The sequence below is a fragment of the Hungatella hathewayi WAL-18680 genome (genome assembly GCF_000235505.1).
GTDB lineage: Bacteria > Bacillota > Clostridia > Lachnospirales > Lachnospiraceae > Hungatella_A > Hungatella_A hathewayi_A.
Map to the genome: position 1 here is coordinate 485513 of NZ_JH379027.1, position 23133 is coordinate 508645.

The 23133-nt window shown below is 49.9% G+C and carries 23 protein-coding genes and 1 tRNA gene; 17 read left to right on the forward strand and 7 right to left on the reverse strand.

The window, feature by feature from the left end:
- The 8 genes from HMPREF9473_RS02350 to HMPREF9473_RS02385 all read left to right on the forward strand — a co-directional run.
- Positions 1-568, forward strand: a 568-nt coding sequence (locus tag HMPREF9473_RS02350; protein ID WP_006778447.1) for a sensor histidine kinase, incomplete at its 5' end; no start/stop codon positions are given.
- A gap of 6 nt (positions 569-574) precedes the next feature.
- Entirely contained in the window at positions 575-3028 is a 2454-nt protein-coding gene (locus HMPREF9473_RS02355; RefSeq protein ID WP_034857837.1) for a hypothetical protein, read from the forward strand.
- Positions 3028-3978 carry an ABC transporter ATP-binding protein gene (locus HMPREF9473_RS02360; RefSeq protein ID WP_006778449.1) on the forward strand — a complete coding sequence of 317 codons (951 nt, stop codon included), beginning with the start codon at positions 3028-3030 and terminating at the stop codon, positions 3976-3978. The genes HMPREF9473_RS02355 and HMPREF9473_RS02360 overlap by 1 nt, the downstream gene beginning before the upstream one ends.
- The gene (locus HMPREF9473_RS02365; protein WP_006778450.1) at positions 3968-4861 is read left to right on the forward strand and encodes an ABC transporter permease; all 894 of its coding nucleotides are present in this window, start codon (positions 3968-3970) and stop codon (positions 4859-4861) included. The genes HMPREF9473_RS02360 and HMPREF9473_RS02365 overlap by 11 nt, the downstream gene beginning before the upstream one ends.
- A 145-nt stretch (positions 4862-5006) precedes the next feature.
- Entirely contained in the window at positions 5007-5840 is an 834-nt protein-coding gene (locus HMPREF9473_RS02370; RefSeq protein WP_006778451.1) for a deoxyribonuclease IV, read from the forward strand.
- Positions 5841-5886: 46 nt separating this feature from the next.
- The gene (locus HMPREF9473_RS02375; RefSeq protein ID WP_006778452.1) at positions 5887-7164 is read left to right on the forward strand and encodes an SPFH domain-containing protein; all 1278 of its coding nucleotides are present in this window, start codon (positions 5887-5889) and stop codon (positions 7162-7164) included.
- An 18-nt stretch (positions 7165-7182) separates the two neighbouring features.
- Positions 7183-8214 carry a hypothetical protein gene (locus HMPREF9473_RS02380; protein WP_006778453.1) on the forward strand — a complete coding sequence of 344 codons (1032 nt, stop codon included), beginning with the start codon at positions 7183-7185 and terminating at the stop codon, positions 8212-8214.
- Complete coding sequence (locus HMPREF9473_RS02385; RefSeq protein WP_006778454.1) at positions 8211-9155, forward strand: TPM domain-containing protein; 945 nt, start codon at positions 8211-8213, stop codon at positions 9153-9155. The genes HMPREF9473_RS02380 and HMPREF9473_RS02385 overlap by 4 nt, the downstream gene beginning before the upstream one ends.
- 59 nt (positions 9156-9214) lie before the next feature.
- Here the strand turns inward: HMPREF9473_RS02385 and feoB are convergent, their stop codons facing one another.
- A complete protein-coding gene (gene feoB / locus HMPREF9473_RS02390) occupies positions 9215-11044 on the reverse strand; it encodes a ferrous iron transporter B (protein WP_006778455.1) in 1830 nt (609 codons plus the stop codon).
- Positions 11045-11215: 171 nt separating this feature from the next.
- Positions 11216-11287: transfer RNA gene (locus HMPREF9473_RS02395), tRNA-Glu, on the reverse strand.
- Positions 11288-11458: 171 nt separating this feature from the next.
- Here HMPREF9473_RS02395 and HMPREF9473_RS02400 point away from each other — a divergent pair.
- From HMPREF9473_RS02400 to HMPREF9473_RS02410, 3 genes are all read left to right on the forward strand, one after another.
- Positions 11459-11761, forward strand: coding sequence for a hypothetical protein (locus tag HMPREF9473_RS02400; protein ID WP_006778456.1), 303 nt, complete (start codon positions 11459-11461; stop codon positions 11759-11761).
- 230 nt (positions 11762-11991) lie between these two features.
- Positions 11992-13269 (forward strand): serine dehydratase subunit alpha family protein, encoded by a 1278-nt coding sequence (locus tag HMPREF9473_RS02405; protein WP_006778457.1) that lies wholly within the window; start codon positions 11992-11994, stop codon positions 13267-13269.
- 3 nt (positions 13270-13272) lie between these two features.
- A complete protein-coding gene (locus tag HMPREF9473_RS02410) occupies positions 13273-14466 on the forward strand; it encodes a dicarboxylate/amino acid:cation symporter (protein WP_006778458.1) in 1194 nt (397 codons plus the stop codon).
- 143 nt (positions 14467-14609) lie between these two features.
- Here HMPREF9473_RS02410 and HMPREF9473_RS02415 read toward each other — a convergent pair whose 3' ends face one another.
- A complete protein-coding gene (locus HMPREF9473_RS02415) occupies positions 14610-14900 on the reverse strand; it encodes a helix-turn-helix domain-containing protein (RefSeq protein WP_006778459.1) in 291 nt (96 codons plus the stop codon).
- 194 nt (positions 14901-15094) lie between these two features.
- Between HMPREF9473_RS02415 and HMPREF9473_RS02420 the strand changes: the two genes are divergently transcribed.
- The 6 genes from HMPREF9473_RS02420 to HMPREF9473_RS02445 all read left to right on the forward strand — a co-directional run bounded on the left by HMPREF9473_RS02420 (position 15095) and on the right by HMPREF9473_RS02445 (position 19231).
- On the forward strand, positions 15095-15349 hold the full coding sequence (locus HMPREF9473_RS02420; protein WP_006778460.1) for a hypothetical protein: 255 nt from the start codon (positions 15095-15097) through the stop codon (positions 15347-15349).
- Positions 15350-15502: 153 nt separating this feature from the next.
- Positions 15503-16492, forward strand: coding sequence for a helix-turn-helix transcriptional regulator (locus tag HMPREF9473_RS02425; protein ID WP_242830764.1), 990 nt, complete (start codon positions 15503-15505; stop codon positions 16490-16492).
- Between the two features lie 400 nt (positions 16493-16892).
- The gene (locus HMPREF9473_RS02430) at positions 16893-18020 is read left to right on the forward strand and encodes a hypothetical protein (protein WP_006778463.1); all 1128 of its coding nucleotides are present in this window, start codon (positions 16893-16895) and stop codon (positions 18018-18020) included.
- Between the two features lie 37 nt (positions 18021-18057).
- Positions 18058-18411 carry a hypothetical protein gene (locus HMPREF9473_RS02435; RefSeq protein ID WP_006778464.1) on the forward strand — a complete coding sequence of 118 codons (354 nt, stop codon included), beginning with the start codon at positions 18058-18060 and terminating at the stop codon, positions 18409-18411.
- Between the two features lie 205 nt (positions 18412-18616).
- Positions 18617-18871: a hypothetical protein gene (locus HMPREF9473_RS02440; RefSeq protein WP_006778465.1), complete on the forward strand. Its 255-nt coding sequence runs from the start codon at positions 18617-18619 to the stop codon at positions 18869-18871.
- A gap of 72 nt (positions 18872-18943) precedes the next feature.
- Positions 18944-19231 (forward strand): hypothetical protein, encoded by a 288-nt coding sequence (locus HMPREF9473_RS02445; RefSeq protein WP_006778466.1) that lies wholly within the window; start codon positions 18944-18946, stop codon positions 19229-19231.
- A gap of 166 nt (positions 19232-19397) precedes the next feature.
- Here HMPREF9473_RS02445 and HMPREF9473_RS02450 read toward each other — a convergent pair whose 3' ends face one another.
- From HMPREF9473_RS02450 to HMPREF9473_RS02465, 4 genes are all read right to left on the reverse strand, one after another.
- Positions 19398-20288, reverse strand: a complete 891-nt coding sequence (locus HMPREF9473_RS02450) for a PHP domain-containing protein (protein ID WP_006778467.1) — start codon at positions 20286-20288, stop codon at positions 19398-19400.
- Positions 20275-21567 (reverse strand): MFS transporter, encoded by a 1293-nt coding sequence (locus tag HMPREF9473_RS02455; RefSeq protein ID WP_006778468.1) that lies wholly within the window; start codon positions 21565-21567, stop codon positions 20275-20277. Before HMPREF9473_RS02455 ends, HMPREF9473_RS02450 begins: the two co-directional genes overlap by 14 nt.
- On the reverse strand, positions 21561-22610 hold the full coding sequence (locus tag HMPREF9473_RS02460) for an ROK family transcriptional regulator (protein WP_006778469.1): 1050 nt from the start codon (positions 22608-22610) through the stop codon (positions 21561-21563). Before HMPREF9473_RS02460 ends, HMPREF9473_RS02455 begins: the two co-directional genes overlap by 7 nt.
- A gap of 143 nt (positions 22611-22753) precedes the next feature.
- A complete protein-coding gene (locus tag HMPREF9473_RS02465) occupies positions 22754-22996 on the reverse strand; it encodes a FeoA family protein (RefSeq protein WP_006778470.1) in 243 nt (80 codons plus the stop codon).
- Between the last annotated feature and the right edge of the window lie 137 nt (positions 22997-23133).

Sequence of the window (23133 nt, forward strand, 5' to 3'; positions counted from 1 at the left end):
GGCCAAACGTTTGGAAAAATTGATAGAAGATTTATTCGGGTTTACCAAGCTCAATTACGGAAAGATATCCATGAAGATATCAAAGGTGGATATCATCAAGCTGTTGAGCCAGCTTCTGGAGGAGTTCTATCCCAATTTTGAGGAGAAGAATCTGTCCTACGAGCTTCAGAGCAATGTGCCGGCCAAGGTGATCAGCGCCGACGGAAACCTTCTGGCCCGTCTGTTTGAAAATCTGGTGGGAAATGCCATCAAGTACGGGGCGGATGGGAAACGGATTCTGGTGAGAGTCCATGCCACGGAGCAGATTGTGACGGTGTCGGTGACCAACTACGGCTATGTGATTCCCAAGGATGAGCTGCCCATGATATTTGACAAATTTTACCGGGTGGAACAGTCCCGTTCTACCAACACCGGAGGCACCGGTCTGGGACTGGCTATCGCCAAGAATATCGTGGACATGCACGGCGGAACCATCGGCGTTACCAGCGATTTGAATGGTACGGTGTTCACGGTGCGGCTTCAGGTGAATTTTGACATTAACAAAGAGAACTTCGGAAAGCTGGGGTGATGAGACATGAAGAAAACGAAACGATGGGCGGCAGGCCTGATGCTTCTGGCACTGCTGGTATTTCATGTCTTCCCGGCCTGGGCGGTGGAGGAGAGTTCCACCCAGACGCCGTTAATCGAGAGCAAAATCACCATGGATGTCAACTACGGCTATGACAACACGGCCAAAGGCGGACGGTATATCCCGGTTGAGGTGGCGCTCCACAACACGGAGGAGGAAGCGTTTGACGGCCAGCTCCAGGTACTTACCATGGAGTCGGATTACAATATTTACCGGTATGATTACCCTGTCTACATAGAGGGCGGCGCGTCCGTGGATAAGATGATGGACATTCCGCTGGGTAACCGGATTGACCAGCTGTTTATCAATCTGGTGGATGGAGCGGGGAATCAGGTGATTCACAAACGGGTGAAGCTGAATGTGAGCTCGGAAGTGCCGGAGCTGTTCATCGGTATCCTCAGTGATACGCCGGAGAAACTTCAGTATATCAACGGGGTGGGCGTGGATTACAGTATGCTGCGCACCAGAACCTTTGTGATGGATGAGGAGAATTTTCCGGAGGACGAGATTGGGCTGAATCTGGTGGATGTGCTGTTAATCAGCAATTACAGAATCCGGGATTTGTCGGAGATGCAGAGCCAGGCCCTGGTGGAGTGGGTCCGCAGCGGCGGCATCATGATACTGGGAACCGGAGCCAGGGTGGATGACACGCTGGGACGGTTTGCACCGGAGCTTTTGGATGAGTCTTACGATGCGCCGGAGCTGGTGCAGGTGGACATGGCCCAGGATTTTGAGGCGGAAGGGCCTGGGAACGCCGTGCTTGAGATGGTGTGTGCCGACTTTTCCCTGAGCGGGGCCAATGTCATCTTTTCGGATGACCAGCTGGCGCTGCTTGCCACGGTGGCTTACGGCAAGGGAACTGTGGCCGTGGCGGCCTATGATTTTGTGGATATTGCGGAGTTCTGCCAGCGCAATCCCTCCTATATCGACGCGCTGTTTACCAACGTGCTGGGGGAGGACAAGATTAACCGCTTGGCGGAATCGGCGTACAGCGGCAATTCCAACCAGTACTGGTCCGCCAACAATATGATTAATACAGGTAATGTGGACAGACTGCCGGACATTCCACTGTATACTATGGAGATTATCATCTATATCTTCCTGGTGGGACCGGGGATTTATATTTTCCTGCGGCAGAGGGAGTTGAACCGGTATTACCGGAGCGCCATTGTGCTGTTGTCGCTGACATTTACGGCGATTATCTACCTGATGGGTTCCAGGACCAGATTCCAGGATACCTTTTATACCTATGCGAGATTTCTGGATACCTCGGAGGATACGGTGAATGAGACCACGTATCTGAATATCCAGACGCCCTACAACAATCCTTACACGATGAAGCTGGACCCCAGGTATTCCATCAAGCCGATTACCAGAAGCTATTATGACAATATGTCCTCCATACCCAAGTTCACGGGCAATGAGGACTACAAGGTAGCCATCCGGTATGAGGCGGATGCTACCACGGTGTCGGCCCAGAATGTGATTGCATTTGAGCCGAAGTATTTCCAGCTGGACAAGATGGAGGCCAATGTTAAGGGGATTGGGTTCACCGGAACGATTGTGATGTTTGAGGACGAGGTGACGGGAAGCGTGACCAACTCCTTTAAGGAGCCGGTGGAGGACGCGGCGCTTCTGTTCTATGACAAGATGATTCTGCTGGGAGATATGGAGCCGGGAGAGACGAAAAAGCTGGATGATTTGGAACTGTTACAGGTGCCGCTGGCGCATAACAACCAGATTGCGGAGAAGATTACGGGCAAGGACCAGTATGAGAAGCCGGATATCAACAGCAGGGATTACATGGATGCGCTGACCAGAACGAACCTGTTAATCTGTTATCTGGATAACTCGGTGACCTCCTATACCACCAACGCCAGAGTAGTCGGCATCATCAACCAGCCGGAGGACGACCCGCTGCATCTGGACACCTACGAGGTGGAGGGCATCACGGTGGTTTCCTCCTCGATTCCTGTTTATCAGGACGAGGACGGCGTGGTGTACCGCTCGGCATTGATGAGAAAGCCGACGGTTATCAGCGGAAGCTATTACAATATGAGCAATACTCTGTATGGCATTGACCCGCTGACCATAGAATATTCCCTGGGCAATGATATCGAGGTGGAGAAGCTGTATATCCGCTACGTTTCTGAGAGCTTTACGGAGACGGCCAGTGCGGGCAGTCTGACTCCATTTACGGGCAGTATTTATTTTTACAACCACAATACGGGAAACTATGACAAGATGAATGAGCGGCAGCTCATGTATACCAGGGAACAGCTGGATGATTATCTGTCGCCGGGCAATACCATTATGGTGAAATATCTTTATAGCAACGTGTCGGAGTACAGCTGGGATATCCTGCTTCCGATGCTTGATATCGTTGGAAGGGAATATTGATGTTAAAGATAGAGAATTTAAAAAAGACATATGGGAAGGTTTCGGCGCTGGATGGGCTCAACATGAATATCGGGGAGAGCTCTCTGTACGGATTTGTGGGGCCAAACGGCGCCGGGAAGACGACCACCATCAAGATTATCACGGGACTGCTGCTTCCCAGCAGCGGGACGGTGACGGTCAATGGGGTGGATGCTGTCAGGGAGCCGGAGAAACTGAAGGAATCCATCGGCTATGTGCCGGATTTCTTTGGGGTCTATGACAATCTGAAGGTGTCGGAGTATATGGAGTTTTTCGCCTCCTGCTATGGCCTGGACGGCCTGAAAGCCAGAAAACGGTATATGGAGCTGCTGGGGCAGGTGGGACTGGATGAGAAGGTGGATTTCTATGTGGACGGACTGTCCCGTGGGATGAAGCAGAAGCTGTGTCTGGCCCGGGCGCTTATACACAATCCGTCGCTGCTCATCATGGATGAGCCCACATCCGGCCTGGACCCCAGGACCCGGTATGAGTTCAAGGAGATTTTGAAGGAGCTTCGGGAGCAGGGGAAGACCGTGCTTATCAGCTCCCACATTCTCTCCGAACTTTCGGAAATCTGTACGGATATCGGGATTATTGAGCAGGGGAAAATCGTGCTGGAAGGCAACATGGAAGAGATACTGTCCAGGATTAATACCAGCAACCCGCTGATTATCTCGGTGTTTGGCGGCAGAGAGACGGCCATGACCATCTTAAAAAGCCACCCGCTGGTGGAGACGATCACCATCCGGGAGGAGGACATCGTGGTGGGCTTTACCGGAGACAAGCAGGACGAGGCCAATCTGCTGGCGCAGCTGGTGGACGCGGATGTGCTGGTCTATGGATTTGTGAGAGAGCGGGGCAACTTAGAATCTGTCTTTATGCAGATTACGGACCATGAGGAGGACGAGGTGGTGTTGATTCATGAAAATTAATCCGGTTTATAAGAGAGAGACAATGGTCAGCTCCAGAAGTTTCCGGATGTCCCTGATTGTGCTGGTATTCAACAGTGTGCTGGCGGTGGTGGCGCTGCTGAGCATGTACTCGGTGATTGCGCGGGTGAAGGTGACGGCGGAGATACGATACTCCAGTTTCCTGGAGCTGTATACATTTGTGGCGACAATGGAATTTATCATGCTGATGTTTATCATACCGGCGATTACGGCGGGCAGTATCAGCGGGGAGAGGGAGAGACAGACCCTGGAGCTGATGCTGACCACGAAGATGACACCGGCGGAGATTGTGCTTGGAAAGCTGTTTTCCAGTCTGTCCACCGTGGCGATGCTGATTATATCCAGCTTCCCGGTGCTGGCGCTGGTGTTCATCTATGGAGGTGTGCGGATTCCGGATGTGGGGATGCTGCTTCTGTGCTATGTGACGACGGCGTTTCTGGCCGGGTGCCTGGGCATCTGCTTTTCGTCCATATTTAAGCGTTCCACCCTTGCGACGGTGGTTTCCTACTGCGTGATTATTCTGCTTGTGGCGGGGACCTACGCGGCCAACCGGTTTGCACTGTCTCTGTCCCAGGCGACGGTGGATACCTACCTGGTAAATGTGGAAAGTATGGCGCAGCAGGCGAATTCCGGTGGATTGTTGTATCTGATGCTGCTAAACCCTGCGGTTACGTTTTACGTGACCATCAACGGGCAGGTGGGAAATGACCAGGTGGTGAACAACATTACCAGATGGTTTGGCGAGAGGCCGGCCAATGTGGTGACGGAAAATTGGAATCTGTTCAGTATCGGAGTTCAGCTGGCGCTGGCGGTGCTGTTTTTGTGGATAGCCATCCGCAAGGTGAATCCGAGAAAAAAGAAATAGAGAATGTTTGTAAGGTCAGGGTGCGGTATTCCGGTGTGCGGAAGCCGCACCTGATTGTGATATTTGTGGTATGACAGGAAATGGTCTGGGAATGATTCATAAAGCCGGGGTCATGAGAATATACAGGAAAGGAAGGATTAAAGTTATGTTAACTGTTGGATGCCATTTGTCATCTTCCAAGGGCTATCTGTCCATGGGGAAGGAGGCAGTGAAGATAGATGCCAATACGTTTCAGTTCTTCACCAGAAACCCGAGAGGCGGGAAGGCGAAGGATTTGGACGTGCAGGATGTGGAATCGTATCTGGAGTTTGCCAGAGAGCACGGGATTGAGCGGATACTGGCCCATGCGCCTTACACGCTGAATGCCTGCTCGGCGGATGAGGGACTGCGGGAGTTTGCGAGAAATACCATGGAGGACGATTTGCGCCGGCTGGAGTATACGCCGGGAAACTGCTACAATTTTCATCCGGGAAGCCATGTGAAGCAGGGCGTGGAGGTGGGAATCACCTATATTGCCCAGATGCTCAATGAGATTCTGAAACCGGAGCAGACCACGACGGTGCTGCTTGAGACCATGTCGGGGAAGGGCAGTGAGGTCGGAAGGAATTTTGAGGAGCTGCGGGAGATTCTCGACCGGGTGGAGTTGGACAGCCATATGGGTGTGTGTCTGGACACCTGCCATGTGTGGGATGGGGGCTATGATATCGTCAACCATCTGGATGAGGTCATCACGGAGTTTGACAGGATTATTGGGCTTGACAGGCTGAAAGCCATTCACCTCAATGACAGCATGAACCCGCTGGGAGCCCACAAGGACCGCCATGCGGTGATTGGCGGCGGACATATCGGGGAGGAGGCGCTGGTGCGGGTGATTAATCATCCGGCATTAAAGCATCTGCCGTTCTATCTGGAGACGCCTAATGATTTGGACGGATATGCAAGAGAAATTGCGCTTCTGCGAAAACTGTGGTACGATTAAAATAATGATGAGCCGGGGCAGTGGCCGGCGGATAGGAGATTGACATATGGGAATTATAAAAGCGGTTACAAGTGCAGTTGGCGGTTCTCTGGCAGACCAGTGGCTGGAAGTCATCGAGCCGGGAGATATGGGGGACCAGACGGTCTTTACCAGCGGCCGGAAGGTGCGCAGGGGACAGAATACCAAGGGGACGGAGAATACGGTTTCCAACGGCTCCGTGATCCATGTGTATCCGAACCAGTTTATGATGCTGGTGGATGGCGGCAAGGTCGTGGATTACACGGCGGTAGAGGGCTATTATACGGTGAAGGATTCGGCGCTGCCGTCCCTGTTTAACGGGGAATTCGGGGAGGCGCTGGGGGAAGCCTTTGACCGTGTGAGATTCGGCGGAGTGACGCCCACGTCCCAGAAGGTGTTTTATGTAAACTTGCAGGAGATTAAGGGAATTAAATTCGGAACCAGAAATCCGATCAACTATTTTGACCAGTTTTACAATGCGGAGCTGTTCCTGCGGGCTCATGGAACGTACTCGATTAAGGTGACCAACCCGCTTCTGTTCTATGCGGAGGTGATTCCGAAGAATGCGGCCAGAGTCCAGGTGGACGACATCAATGCCCAGTATCTGGATGAATTTTTAGAGGCGTTCCAGACTTCCATCAACCAGATGTCGGCGGACGGTATCCGTGTCTCCTTTGTGGCGTCCAAAGGGCGGGAACTTGGAAAATATATGGCGAATACCCTGGATGAGGACTGGAACCGGATGCGTGGAATCGAGGTTCAGTCGGTGGGAATCGCCAGCATTACCTATGATGAGGAATCCCAGAAGCTGATTAATATGAGAAACCAGGGCGCGATGTTAAGCGACCCGACCGTGCGGGAAGGCTACGTGCAGGGAGCGGCGGCCCGTGGAATCGAGGCGGCAGGCTCCAACGCCAATGGAGCCATGGCCGGATTTATGGGAATGGGTGTCGGCATGGGAGCGGCCGGAGGATTTCTTGGTAATGCTTCCGCGGCCAATTTGCAGCAGATGCAGATGAACCAGGCGGCCCAGGCCCAGCAGATGAACCAGGCGGCTCCGGCGGGGGCCGGTGGCGTGAATATGCAGCCGGGAGGACAGCCGGGCGGCATGCCAGCCGGTGCGGCGATGGGACAGCCAGGCGGCGTTGCGGCCGGAAGCTGGACCTGTCAGTGCGGAACGGTGAATGCGGGCAAGTTCTGCTCGGAGTGTGGCAGCCCCAAACCGGCGCCGGCTTCCTGGACCTGCCAGTGCGGAACGGTGAACACCGGCAAATTCTGCAGTGAGTGTGGGAAACCGAGGGCATAGGACGGATAGGAGACATCTATGGCAACAGTGAGTTATAAATGCCCCAACTGCGGCGGCGGGCTTGTCTATGAGCCGGAGTCGGGGCAGTATCAGTGTGAATACTGTCTGTCAGAATTTACCCAGCAGAAGCTGGAGGAGATGACGCCGCAGATGGATTCCTCCCAGTCAGGGGAGACAGCGGCGGCCATGCTGTACCACTGCCCCAGCTGTGGGGCGGAGATTGTGACGGACGAGACGACGGCGGCCACCTTCTGCTTCTACTGCCACAATCCGGTGGTGCTGTCAGGGCGGCTGGAAGGGCAGTACCATCCCGATTATGTGCTGCCGTTTGCGGTGGACCGGGAGAAGGCGGTGGAGATATTTACGGACTGGGTGCAGAAGAAGCGGTACGTGCCGAAATCATTTTTCTCCAAGGAACAGATTGAGAAGATGACGGGGGTGTACTTCCCTTACTGGCTGTACAGCTGCAAGGTGGACGGAACGATGGAGGCGGAAGGCGTAAAGCTGCGCACCTGGATAGCCGGTAACCTTCAGTACACGGAGACCCAGAAATATGAAATCAGGCGGGACGGACATATGAACATCAACCGGGTGCCGCGGAACGCGCTGAAAAAGGCGGACCGGCAGCTGGTGGAAGGGGTGCTTCCCTATGATATGAAGGAACTGCGCCCGTTTTCCATGGGCTATCTGTCCGGATTTATGGCGGAGAAGCGGGATATGGAGCGGGAGGCGTTTGTGTCGGAGCTGAGCCGGGAGGTGACAGATTTTGCGGTTACCGGGCTCCAGAACAGTGTGTCGGGTTATGAGAAGGTATCGGTGCGGAACCGGCAGGCGGACATCCGGGATGAGAAGTGGCAGTATGCGCTGATGCCGGTGTGGACGCTTACATACAGGGACAACAGCGGGAAAATCTGTTATTTTGCATGTAACGGACAGACGGGGAAAGTCTGCGGGCAGCTGCCGGTGGATATGGGGCGGTTGATGATTCTGTTTGCCGAGGTCTTTCTGCCGTTGCTGGCGGTTCTGCTGGTAGTGGGGTATCTGTTATGAGAGAGATGAGGAGAAATGTTTGGCTGAGTGGGAAGCTCCGCCGGATGGTGTCAGTCTTTGTGTGTATCGTGGCGGCGATGGCCTTTTGTCTGATGTGGAGCGGTGGCGCCTGGGCGGATACGACGGATGTAAGCGGCGCGGCTGGCAGAGTGGATGCCAGTGATGGGCGCAGGGTTTATGATATGGCCGGTCTTTTGACGGAGGATGAGATTGCCGGATTTGAACAGACCATCGGGGAATACCGGGACAGGATGAAGCTCGATATTGTGGTGGTGACGACGGAGGATTCGGAAGGGAAATCGGCTATGGAGTATGCCGATGACTTTTTCGATTATGGCGGTTTTGGATACGGAAGATTGAAGAATGGCGTGCTGTTTCTGATTGATATGGATAACCGGGAGTTGTATGTGTCCACGAGCGGAGATGTCATCCGGCTTTTGACGGACAGCCGGATTGAGTCCATTCTGGATGATGTGTATGTGGGAGCCGGCCGCTCGGATTTTGCGGATTCGGTGGATGCGTTTTTGAAGGATATGGACCAATATTACCGGATGGGGATTGAATCCGGCCAGTATAACTATGACACGGAGACCGGCAGAATCAGCATTCACAGGAGTATCCGGTGGTATGAGCTTTTGCTGGCCCTGGCTGTCTCCGGTTTTGTGGCGGGAAGCGTCTGTATGGGCGTGGTGAACCGGTACGGGATGAAGAAGGAGCGGCGGCAGGCGGCGAATTATCTGATGGCCTACCGGGCGGACTGCCGGTTTGAGTATCAGAACCAGACGGATAATCTGGTGAATAAGTTTGTGACGACGGCGATTATTCCGCGGCAGCAGAACCACTCAGGTGGAGGTTCTTCAGGCGGAAGCCATTCTGGCCGCAGTTCCACACACAGCTCCAGCAGCGGGCGGAGCCATGGGGGCGGCGGTAGAAAGTTTTGATTAAGAAAAAGGATATTCCCAAAGCCGGGGTATGTGGCTGGGAATATCCTTTTTGGTATCTAAAATAAATTCAGTATAGCTGTCACCGCAATACACAGCCCGATACCGAGAATGGTCGGCATCAGAAAGGCCACGGCGGTCCAGCGCCAGCTTCCGGTCTCCTTCCGGATAGTCAGGCAGGTGGTGGAGCAGGGCCAGTGGAAGAGGCAGAAGATGAGCATGGAGACCGCTGTCTTCCAGGTCCAGCCCTGGCTGACCAGAAGCTGGAGCAGGGCCGAGGAGTCATTCATTTCCACCAGATGTCCCGTCTGGAGATAGGCCATCAGGATGATGGGGATGACAATCTCGTTGGCGGGGAATCCCAGGATAAAGGCAACCAGGATGACGCCATCCAGCCCCATGAGCCGCCCGAAGGGGTCAAAGAAGCTGGTCAGATACAGAAGGATGCTCTGGCCTCCTACGTTGATGTTGGCCAGTATCCAGATAATCAGACCGGCCGGCGCCGCGATGGCGACGGCTCTGCCCAGCACAAACAGGGTTCTGTCAAAGATGGAGCGGACCACGACCTTGCCTATCTGGGGCCTCCGGTAAGGGGGAAGTTCCAGCGTGAAGGAGGATGGCACCCCCTTTAACAGGGTGTGGGACAGAAGCCAGGAGGCCCCCAGCGTGGCGGCTACGCCCAGCAGGATCACGCCGGTCAGGATTAACGCCGAGAGAATGGAGCCGGTGACGGAGCCATGAACCCCAGCCAGGAAAAACAGGGTAATCATGGTAAACAGGGTTGGAAATCTGCCGTTACAGGGGACCATAGCGTTGGTCAGGATGGCAATCATGCGCTCCCTGGGGGAGTCGATGATGCGGCATCCGATCACGCCGGCGGCATTGCAGCCGAAGCCCATAGCCATGGTGAGACACTGTTTGCCGCAGGCCTTGCATCGCTTGAAGGAGCGGTCCATATTGAAGGCCACACGGGGCAGATATCCCAGGTCCTCCAACAGGGTGAACAGGGGAAAGAAGATGGCCATAGGCGGCAGCATAACGGCCACAACCCACGCCAGCACCCGGTAAATGCCGTAGACCAGCACGTCAATCATCATTTGCGGCGCGCCGATATAGGCCAGGCCATTGGCGATGCGGCTCTCCAGCCAGAAGAGGCCATCCCACAGAAGGTCCGCCGGATAGTTGGCCCCGGCCATGGTGAGCCAGAATACGGCCAGCAGCATCAGTATCATCACAAGCCCGCCGGTGATGCGTCCGGTGACGATGCGGTCGATGGTGTCCTCCCGCTTCCGGTAGTTGACTTTGGTGTAGCGCACCACCTCCTCTGCCAGCCGCTTGGGCGAAAAATCCAGGCAGGAGTAGTTGAGCGCGTGGCCGTAGGTTTCGTGAATGGCGTCCTTCAGCACCGTGAGTTCCTTTGAGCAGCGGGCGCAGCAGGAGACCACGGGAAGCTGCAGCACATCCTGAAGAAGCTCAAAATCAATTTCTATCCCCTTCTTGCCGGCCTCATCGCAGAGATTGACACAGAGGATGACGGGGACACCGTTATCTTTGACGTATTCCAAAGCCAGAATCTGTTTCAGCAGATGTAATCCGCGTTCCAGACAGGTGGCGTCACATACCACAATGGTCAGCTGCGCCTCCCCGGAACAGATGAAATCTCTGGCAATCTCCTCCTCCTCGGAATGGGCCGCCAGTGAGTAAGTACCGGGTAAATCGACCAGTTCGTAGGTCTCCTCTCCCACCTGAAATTCCCCGCGGGCCGACGCCACGGTTTTTCCAGGCCAGTTTCCGGTATGCTGGTGCATGCCGGTTAATCCGTTAAATATTGTGCTTTTTCCCACATTGGGATTTCCTGCTAAGGCAATCACATGTTGATGTTCTTCCATTGAATCCCTCCATTATTCCATGCCCGGATGGCGGTGCAAGATATACAGCCTTATCCATTAGATATGCAGGGGACAACAGGCGGGTGAGTTGTCAGGGATGGACTTTATGAAGGGTGTGAGTGAGATGGGCAATAAAAAAACAGCTGCGATTTTTCGCAGCTGCTTTGTGGATGACCTCACCGGGAATCGAACCCGGGTTTCCGCCGTGAGAGGGCGGCGTCTTAACCGCTTGACCATGAGGCCACAAGTGAAGCTTGTATAGGATACCACTTTTCGGCAAAAAATGCAAGCGAATTTTGAAAAAAGTTTTGAAAAATATTTCAGAAAATTTTGGAAAAATAAAACAAGGTGACTTTTTCCGTGAGATAGTGTATGATGATAGAGGAAAAAATGAACCGGCATAGGTGGGATGAGATGAAACAATATTGGACCTGGAGAGGGAAATATATAGGGGTACGGCAGGGCGATTACCTGGTGACATATGGCGGGAATGTGCTTGGGAAATTTTATGGGCAGGAACTCTACAATCAGGAAGGCCATTATATCGGAGAGATTGGACGGAATGAGCGGATGTTTCGGGACGTGACGAAGAACGGGTTTCGAAGGCCCATCTTCAGCTATGGGGTGAAGGGAAGCATCAGCCCCTGTTACCGGGACTGTTCGGCATATCCGCTGCTGGCGGGGCAGGAAGATTTTGTTTTTACGGAAGATAAATAGGGCTGTTGACGGGAGAAGTCAGCGGCTCCTTTTGGTTAAACTGTGGATTTGTCCGCAGTAGACGGACAAACACGCCTGTACAAAAGGCACAAAAATTTGCCGCTTTAATTCGGAAAAGTGTGAATATTACACAATATAGCGGGTTGATATTTGCTATAAAGTATGATATTATAAAAAAAGAATTAATAAATTCTAAAAATTTCAAGAAAATCTAGGAAAGGAAAGGACGCATGGAGAAGACAAATGAACGGTATAATGCCTACATCCAGATATTGAAGGAAGAGTTAGTTCCTGCAATGGGATGTACGGAGCCGATTGCACTGGCATACGCGGCGGCAAAGGCGAGAGAAGTTCTCGGAGAGATGCCGGACCGTGTACTGGTGGAAGCCAGCGGAAGCATTATCAAGAATGTGAAATCGGTGATTGTACCAAACACCAATCATCTGAAGGGAATCCCGGCGGCGGCAACAGCAGGAATCATTGCCGGAAAAGCGGAACGGGAACTGGAGGTTATCGCTGAAGTTACACCGGAAGAAATCAATCAGATGAAAGAATTTCTTGAGACTGTCCCGATTGATGTGAAGCACATCGACCAGGGCATCACTTTTGATATCGTGGTTACCTTGTACAAAGGTGGCTCCTATGCAAAGGTGAGAATTGCAAACTATCATACCAACATTGTATTGGTAGAGAAAGACCACAGAATACTCAGCCAGAAGCCGGTTGAAGGAGAGAGTGAGGAGGGCCTGACTGACAGGTCTCTGCTGGATATGGAGCATATCTGGGACTTCATCAACACGGTGGACGTAGCGGATGTGAAGGAAGTGCTGGACCGTCAGATTGCGTACAACACGGCAATCTCGGAGGAGGGACTTCGCGGCAATTACGGCGCCAATATCGGCCAGGTGCTGCTTGACACCTACGGCGATGACATTCGCACCAGAGCAAAAGCCAAGGCGGCGGCTGGTTCAGATGCACGTATGAACGGGTGTGAGCTTCCGGTAGTGATTAACTCGGGAAGCGGCAACCAGGGAATCACCACATCGGTTCCGGTGATTGAGTATGCAAAAGAACTGAACGTTGGGGAGGAGAAGTTATACAGAGCGCTGGCTCTTTCCAACCTCACGACGATTCATCAGAAGACATTAATCGGAAGATTGTCAGCTTACTGCGGCGCAGTCAGCGCAGGAGCCGGTGCGGGAGCCGGAATTGCGTATCTGTGCGGTGGAGACTACAAGGACGTGGTACATACGGTAGTCAATGCGCTGGCGATTGTGTCCGGAATTGTGTGCGACGGAGCGAAAGCTTCCTGCGCGGCCAAGATTGCATCGGCAGTGGATGCCGGCATTTTGGGATATAACATGTACAAACGCGGTCAACAGTTCTACGGGGGGGATGGTATCGTCACCAAGGGCGTGGAAGCTACCATCAAGAACGTGGGCCGTTTAGGAAAAGAAGGTATGAAGGAAACAAACGAAGAAATCATTAAAATTATGATTGGAGAGTAGAATATGAAAAAGTTATCTCAGAGTTTGCCTTTCAGGTTAGTGCTGGGTGTGGTGATTGGTATTATTATAGGACAGATTGCCAATACACCGGTGATGAACGTAGTTGTAACCGTAAAATACATTTTGAATCAGATGATCGTATTCTGTGTGCCGTTGATTATCATTGGCTTTATCGCGCCGTCCATTACCAAATTGGGTAATAATGCATCCAAGATGCTGGGCGTGGCTGTGACCATTGCCTATGTTTCATCCCTGGGCGCGGCATTATTTTCCATGATAGCAGGCGTGATTCTGATTCCGCATCTGTCAATCGTGACTGAGGTTGAGGGTCTGAAAGATTTACCACCGATTGTATTCCAGCTGGATATTCCTCAGATTATGCCGGTTATGAGTGCGCTTGTATTTTCTCTGCTGCTGGGCCTTGCAGCTACCTGGACGAAGGCGAAAGTGATTACCACGGTATTAGATGAGTTCCAGAAGATTGTGCTGGATATCGTAACTAAGGTCGTAATTCCGATTCTGCCGATATTTATCGCGTTTACCTTCTGTGCACTTTCCTATGAGGGAACGATCACGAAGCAGCTTCCTGTATTTATTCAGGTTGTAATCATTGTTATGGTTGGACATTATATCTGGCTGGCGCTGTTATACTTTATCGGCGGCGCTTACTCAGGAAAGAATCCGATGAACGTTGTGAAGAATTATGGACCGGCTTATATCACGGCAGTAGGAACCATGTCTTCCGCGGCAACCCTGGCGGTGGCTCTTCGCTGCGCGAAGAAGTCGGAGCCGACGCTGAGAAGCGATATGGTGGACTTCGGTATTCCGCTGTTTGCCAACATCCATCTGTGCGGTTCCGTGTTGACAGAGGTATTCTTTGTTATGACCGTATCGAAGATTCTGTATGGCAGCGTTCCTTCCATTGGAACCATGGTTCTGTTCTGCGCACTGTTAGGCGTATTCGCCATCGGCGCTCCTGGTGTACCAGGCGGAACGGTTATGGCTTCCCTGGGACTGATTACCGGTATTCTTGGATTTGATGAGATGGGAACAGCCCTGATGCTGACCATCTTCGCCCTTCAGGACAGCTTCGGTACCGCATGTAACGTAACCGGCGACGGTGCGCTGACAATGATTCTTACTGGATTTGCTGAGAAGCATAACATTAAGAAGCAGGAGATTAAGATTGATTTATAAAGTGATGGGGATATCGTTTTCGTGATTCAGGATGTTCTATCACTGTTTCATGCAGAAACGGGGAGCCCCCGGACCAGTTCTTGGTCTGGGGACTCCCCGTATTTCTTTTGATTCAATTTCTTTTAAGTTCAATTTCTTTTAATTCATCTGCCATGCTCCTCAAGGAAATAGTTGAGAAGATTGTAGATGATAGCCTTCTCCCGGTCCGTATAACCTTCCAGATTGATGGTATCGGAATCTGTTGATATTCCTAAAATATAATCCGCACTGACATGAAAAATACCCGCCAGTTCTACTACTGTCTTGGTAGCAGGAACGGATATCCCAAGCTCCCAGGCGTTGACGCTGGAGCGTGTAATTCCCAATTTATTAGCCAAATCAGTCTGCGACCAGTTATTGCGTTGTCTTAAGATTCGGATTCTATCAGCAATCATGATAAATTCTCCTTTGGTATTTAGTATACTGGAAAGAAACGATATTTTAATTATCACTAAACGATAATATTAACTGACGGCAGGTATCTTATTTAGATTTCATAAATTTATTTTGACAGTCTGCCCAATATGACAATCTCTGTCACTAATAACCCTTATAATGGATAATATTGAAAGATTGGGAGGTGTAGGTTATGGATACAGATGTAAAAAACGGTTTGATACAACTGAAAGATAAACTGGAAAATGAAGCCGGCCAGGCCAATGAACTGTACCGCTGTCTGATATTGGCGGAATATGGGATTGAATATATGGACGGTGACAGCCGCGAAACGGAAGCCGCCGCACTGCAGGCATTTTCCAGATTGGCGGGGATACTGGCGGGACAGTTAAAGGAAAATGTAGAATTTGTGACGCTTTTAATCAAGCAGGTTGAGAAGACAGTATAGCTGAAAATGATGACATTTTAGGGGGTGACGTTAATGATAATCATTAAAAGATATTAATAATTGACAATAAAGGCTAGTGTGATAAAATATAGATATTATTTAAAATAATCAGAAAAAACAGAAAAGATTGTCGTAGAATGACAGAAAATGTCCATGACAAAAGGTATAATGGAACTATGTTTTGATTTTACAGGGGGAAGAGAGACAAAGATGCTAAAAGGAGCAAAATCAGATTTGAAATGCGACCGGATTTTGAGCATGTATACCAGGTTATTAAGGGGAGAAATCATTTATAAAAAAGAGCTGGCGGATGAGTTTCATGTCAATGCACGCTCTGTCCAGCGGGACCTTGATGAATTGCGCAACTTTTTTTCCGAGCAGCGGTTAAAAGATGGAAATGACCAGGACTTGATTTATGATCAGAAACATAAAGGCTACCGTTTGGTACAAGCGGGAGAGGAAACGTTAAATAACAGTGAGATATTTGCAATCTGCAAGATTTTGCTGGAGAGCCGTTCCCTGGTGAAGAAAGAGCTGTTTCCAATTATGGACAAGCTTCTCGCATTGTGTTCCACCGAAAAAGAACGAAAAAAGCTGTTTGATTTGGTGGCAAATGAGAAATGGCACTATATTGAACTTCAACACGGAAAAAAACTTTTAAAGAATATTTGGGAAATCAGCAATGCGATTTATGAAAAGTACTGTATGGAAATTAAATATAGGCGCCAGGGAGAGGCAGAGACGGTCCAGCGCACGGTTAAGCCGGTAGGAATCATGTTTTCCGAGTATTATTTTTACCTGACTGCATTTATCAAAGAGGAAAAACACGCGGAGGATGTGTACCCCACGATTTACCGTATTGACCGTATCGAGGAATTTAAGATATTAAGTGAACATTTCAACCTGCCCTATGCCAGCCGCTTCGAAGAAGGAGAGTTTAGAAAACGAATCCAGTTCATGTATGGAGGGAAACTACGAAAAGTAAAGTTCCGCTATAACGGCCCATCCATAGAAGCTGTCTTGGACCGGCTGCCTACGGCGCAGTATGTGGAGGAGGGAGGTGGAGAGTATACGGTCAGCGCGGAAGTGTATGGGGATGGGATTGAGATGTGGCTGCGGAGCCAGGGGACATTTATAACCTAGACAAAACCGGGGTTGAGGTATTCTCAGGGGGGATTCTAGTCAATGTTACAGTTGATCTAAGAAAAAATATGGGTCAAATTATAATCAGTTAAATTTATTTTCGACGTAGCCGTGACACCGATGGTGGTATCTATGCGGAAGCTCATAACCGAGGTACCATCATCATCGAGAAAAAGGAAATCTGGTGTAATAAGGCATTTCGAAATGGAAAGGTCGCAGAATTTTATTAAAAAAGAACCTGAACTATTGGCTAAAGATTCCGAGAGGTTATGTATAAAATAAGGAGGAAAATTTACATGAGTCAACATGATGAAAAAGTCAATTTATTAAAAAAATATTACACACAGATACAGACAAGTTATGGATTTAATATAGCAGGAGAAATTAAGATGGATGTCCTATGCAGATAGAAGTTCCGTCAGACAAATATGATGCTGCTGTAGAGGCAATGCAAGAAAAGATTAAGAATGGAAGTGTTCCTGGAATCAGCGACCCAGAAGAGGCAAAAAATATTGTGAGAAAAGGACACTTTACATATGAACAGGCAAAAAATATTGCTAAAGCTGGAACTGTAGAGTCGTTAACTTATGATGCGGTTAACGGTGTAATTATAGCAAGTACTGCATTTGGAGTAACAGCAGTTATTACATTAGCAACAAATCTTTGGAATGGAGAAGATTTTAATAAATCGCTAAAAATGGCTACATACTCCGGATTAAAAGTTGGAGGAGCAGCCTTTGTTACTACTATTGTTGCAAGTCAACTTTCAAAGGCAGGGCTTAATAGTGCACTTGTAGGAAGTTCTGAGGTTATAGTTAGATTTATGGGGCCTAAGGCGTCCGCTGTATTAATTAATGCATTTAGAAGTGGGGGGAGGAGTATTTATGGATCAGCAGCTATGAAAAGTGCTGCAAAATTATTGAGAGGTAATGCCATTACTGCTGGGGTAACAGTTATTGTATTATCTTCATTTGATGTTGCAAATATTTTCCGAGGAAGAATTTCTGGAAAGCAAATGTTTAAGAATCTGGTTAATACGGCAACAACAGTTGCTGGGGGTACAGGAGGCTGGTTAGGTGGAGCCGCAATTGGTTCTACAATTTTACCTGGAGTAGGTACGTTTGTTGGCGGTTTGATTGGAGCAGTAGCAGTAGGAGGAGTAGCAGGAAAAGCCACAGATGCAGTATTAGGAAATTTTATTGAAGAGGATGCTGAAGAGATGGTTAAAATTATTCAAGAAGAATTTGAAAAACTGGCAAATGAATACTTGCTGAATCAAAAAGAAGTAGAAAAGTCCGTGGATAAACTATCTGATATTTTGGATGGGATACTATTAAAAGATATGTTTGCGTCCAGTGATAGAAGAGTATATGCACGTGAAATGCTAATTCCTATTGTAGAAAGAGAAACTAAAAAACGTAAACATGTAATAGCGTTAACTGATGCTCAGATGATGATGGGACTAAGAGAGGTATTGGAAGAGATTTCTGATTTCAGTCAAAACCAAGAGAATATAGTGACGGTGTAAGAGAGTCAATATATTATCTATTAAGGAGAAAAGACAGATGAAAGAAGAACTTATAGCTTCACTAAAACAGCAAATTTTTTTTAAGGAGGAGGATTCTATTTACTTTGTATATGATATAAAAAATATGACATTTTTACAATTAAGAGATAGGCTGATGGGAAACGGTAAAATACTATCAGAAGATTTTGAGCATCATATATATATAGTGCAAGTAATGTCAGGAATGGCAAATATGAATCCAGCTTATTTGGCCATCAAGTTAGATGACAAAAAGGTATATTTTATTGGATATGCTAAGGAAGGTATAATCAAACAGCATATTGCACAGAAGGCAATAGATAAAATTTTATCATTATTGATAACCTCAGGAGATGATGTTTTTTGTATGTGAAGGTATTCACTTTAATAAGGATGATTTTTTTGAGTTTATTTTACCATTGCCCCAAGTTTTATTTGCTGTATTTTCAATATTCCGACTATTTTGGGGGATATCAAGCTTGTAGAAAAGTTTGAATACAATTGAGATATATGTTTTGATTGCATGAATTTCCACAAAACGATATAATAGACCTATTAATATCGGGCGGAGGTTTTTTATGTATCTGGATGAGGATGAGCGGGAAGAATATATTGAGAAGGTGAAGAAAACCAGTTATGCGGCCGGGAGGCGGGAAGGGGAAATGTTGAAGCTGATTTCCCAGATTCAGAAGAAGGTGAAGAAGGGCAAGTCGGTTGTGGAGATTGCGGAGGAGCTGGAGGAGGCCATTGATATGGTGGAGTTGATTTATGATATGGTGACAGCTTATCCGGAGGGGACGAAAGAGGCGGTTTATCAGCGGATGAATAATTAGGAAATGGATTTCATTTTCCAATTGTTTGTGATATAATATGGACATGCGTTTCAGAGCAGGAGGATTCTGATTATGAAAATGTGGAATAGATTACGAAAGATGATGATGGTTCTGGCTGTGATGTTCTGCCTTGGCGGAGCGGTGGCGCCGGCTATGACAGTATATGCGGATACGCCTGCCGTGCAGGAGACACAGGCGGTGCAGACGACCGGAGAGCAGGACGCGGAAGATGATGGTGCGGTTCTGATGATACTTGGCGGAGGACTTTTACTGATTATTCTGTTTGCTGTTATTGCGGCAGTGTCGACGGTGTCGGCGGCGGTAGCGGTTGCGGCGAATATGGATGTGGACGGCGATTAAAAAGTGGAGAGGAGCAATCCTCTCCATTTTTTGTATAACAGGAAAGTGCGTCCTGTTATACAAAAACCCTCCGGGGGATGCGCACTCCGCGCTAAGGTAGTATGGTTGCTGAAGCAACCGCGCTCCGGCGCGAGAGTCTGCCTCGGCAGACTCTTTATTTTTCTGCTCAGATAAGACCGTGAGATGCCAGCCCCTCCAGGATTTCCTCATCCCTCAAAGCTGCATGGTGGCCGCCAAGAGCAATCTGCGGTTTGGTCTTTCCGTGGAAATCGCTGCCGCAGGTGACCATCAGATGATTCTGCCGTGCGGCTTCCAGATAAAAGGCCGCTGTCTCGCTGTCATGGTAGGAGGAGAACGCCTCCAGGCCGTCGATTCCCTGGGAAATGATGTCCGGCAGCAGGTGGGTGTCATCACCTAGATTCTGTCCGGGATGTGCCAGAACTGCCAGGCCGCCAGTCTGGTGGATGAGCTTGACGGCGTCAGCCAGTTCCATATAGTGGATCGGCACATAGGCGGGTTTCCCCTTGGAGAAGAAATCCCAGTAGAAACGTACATAAGGCATATCACTTTTGGCTCCGCCCGGAAGATAGGGGCGGAGTATTTCATATTCGGACGCATACTCACTGGCCAGGAGAATCTCCGCAATCAGCTCGCCTGTCACGACGCCGTGCTCGGCGGCGGCCATGATGTCCGGGATGGAGATGGGGATGCCGGTGGCATTTCTGAAAAGTCTGATTTTTTCCTCCCCGGCCTGCTGTTCCTGGCGTAGCACATCCTGCTCAATCGAGTCGTATTCCGGATTTTTATAATCAAAACCATAACCAAGCAGATGAAAATTCCGCCCGCCGCAGGTGCAGTCCAGCTCGACGGCGGCCAGCAGCCGGATACCTTCTCTGGCGGCGGCGTCCATAGCTTCCGGAACCGCCCGGACGGAATTGTGGTCGGCAATGGCAGCCAGCGTGATTCCATGGGCCGCGCACCGGGCGACAATGTCCAGGGGAGTATACTCCCCGTCGCCGCTGTAACTGGAATGAATATGTAAATCAATGGTTGACATAAGTTGACTCCTTTCTGTTTCTCTGAGAGAAGAGATAAATGATTTGTAACAGCAGAATACCGACGGTCGAGATGGGATACAACAGCCGGATACCTGCAAAGCTGATGGCATTTGTGAGAAATGCACTTTCTTCCAGAAGGTGCTTGATGGCCCCGCCAATCATGGGGCCCAGGATAAAGCCCAGGCCGATGGCAGCCGTGTAAAAGTTATCATACACAATCCGGTTTTCCTCCGGCATCAGCTCATACCGCCGGTTGAATACGGCAATCACGAAACCGGCATTGGCCACGGAGGAGATGAGAAAGGCGATGGGAATAAACAAAAACCAGGTTTCAGGTGAAGCAAATGACATAAACAGCGTTTCTCCCGCAAAGAGCCAGATGGAGGAGGTCAGCACAAAATGGTGGCCTCTTCTGTCACTGATTTTTCCCCAGATGCCAAGCAGGATAATCTGTGGAAGAGAGATGATCATGTACAGAATATTCACGGTCTGGTAGGGCAGTGCCAGATATTTCATCAGATAGACCATGGTAAAGCTGTCGGAGATATAGAGCAGCAGGTAAAACAGCAGGATGTAGAGTACAAAACCAGCGAATTTCCGGTTTTTCAGTGGCAGTTTTGCGATATCTCCGAATTTACAGCTTTGTCCTGCAGTCTGCCCGGCGGCGCTGTCAGGTGTCCGCACCAGCAAAACCAGTTCGATGACACCCATCACGGCCGCAAATGCAAACAGAATCACGAAGCCGGTATATTCCCCGTTCATATAGTCCATGAAGCGTCCGGCAGTCAGAGACAGGACCACAGTCACAAACAGAGTCATGGTTTGCCGCAGGGAAATGTAACGGCCGCTTTTCTTCTCATCCATAAATCCAAGCATCCACTGGTTCAAGACAACGGTGGTTTGTGCCTGAAGCGTGAAGGCGGTGATGACAGCCGGGATAAAGATAACCAGTTGTAGCCGTTCCGGAAGGAGAGCTGGAATCATCACGATAAACAGGATGGCCAGTTTGGAGAGGGCCGTCAGGGCCAGAGTCAGACGCTTCCGGCTCTGAAACCGCTCCAGAAAGGCGGAGAAAAGGAGAATCAGCACTCCGCAAATGTTGACAATAACGCTCAAGTAGCTGACCAGAACATCCCCGGCGCCCATGAGGATGGCCAGGCCGCTCAGGAACACACCGCTGGTCAGATAGGTAAATGCGGTTCCGAAGGCCGCCTGGAAGAAAAAACAGGCAAGAGGCCCGGAATCAAACAGCTTGATTTTATGGCGTTCCGTTAACATGGCGGCTCCTTTATAAATTGAATGTCGTCAAACATTTTCCCCGCGGTTAAGTAGGCCATGCCGTCGTGGTAGTCGTTCCATACATCTGGGGAGTACAGGACGGTGGCAAACATATGCTTGGGCAGAATGGCCGTCAGGGTGTCGCTGATTGGACCGATGCAGTCCTTTCGCAGACTTGGGCCACCCAGAAGAACGTACTGTGGATTGAGAATCCCGCAAATCCAGGAGATAATCTGGACGGCGAAGCTGATATACTGCTTATCATCCATAGGCTCTGCCATACACTCAGCCAGGGTCCTGCCATCGGCGGTGGGAATCAGGCCAATCTCACCGGCAAAATTGCTGCACCCGCGGATAACCCTCCCTCCGGCGATAAACCCTGCGCTGATACAGCCCTCCTCGAAATGCAGGTAGGCCATGTTGCTGTCCTCCGGATTCTCACCGGGGAATTCTTTGGCGTAGCAGCGACAGAAGCCGATGGCTGTGGCATTTAAATCATTTTCCAGGATGACAGGAATATCGTATCGTCTGGCCAGACTGTCACCGAGGGGGATTTTAAATAGCTCATAGTTCTGTTTGTTCTGGCTCCAGAAGCTGCTGCCTTCCACGACACCGGGGACGCCGACGCCGATGGATTTTATCTCTTTGTGTTGTACCAGGTCATCCAAATAGGCAGTGATGGCCAGTTCATAGTTTCCGTCAGGAGCTTCCAGGCTGGAGACTTCCACAATCTCTCCGCAGACATTGACGAGAAGACTGTGTATCTGGCCGTTGGTGATGCAGAATGCGGCTCCGTAGTACCGGTCCGGATTGAAGCGGTAGCGCTCGGCTTTCCGGCCGCCACTGGAGGCGTCGTGGCCGATGCTCTCGATTTCCCCGTTCTCCATCATCTCAGCCAGAAGCGAGCGGATGGTGGTGACGCTGATTCCGGTCTCGCTGGCTATCTCCGCTCTGGTTGCGGTGCCCTGGGTTTTGATGACGCGGCGTATCAGTGAGAGATTTGCCTGTTTTAAGAGACGGGGACGGGCCGTTAAAGTGTCCATGTGGATACCTCCTTGCACTTTTGTTGAAAGCTTTTAAAAGATTCTAACATAAGTATAAAAGGTGGATATGAAAATGTCAATAGCTAAATTCCCGGCACCCATAAAATCGGGCGCCGGGAACTATCTATACAACTATGAAATTGTCAAGAATCCGTCGACTGGGTCTGCACAAAGATTTCACCGATATTGTTCTCACGCAGTCCGATTACCGCATTTCTCACCAGATAGGCACGCATGCCTCCGGGTTTGCCTTTTAAGATACAACAGATTTTTTCCTGGGGTGAGAAGCCTAAGTCCTGCAACCGGGTGGCCATGCTTTTCTCACTGCCAACCCAGACTACGGAGACCCATTCTCCCACATCTATTTGACTCAATGGTACGACCATAGGAATTCACTCGCAGATTAATTGTACTTATGATTAAGTTATGCAAAGAACTACGACATGGTGACAGGGGGAGCCGGACTATGGTATACTGTTCACTGTACACGCAGACATCAAGCGGATAATAATACCGTATCACA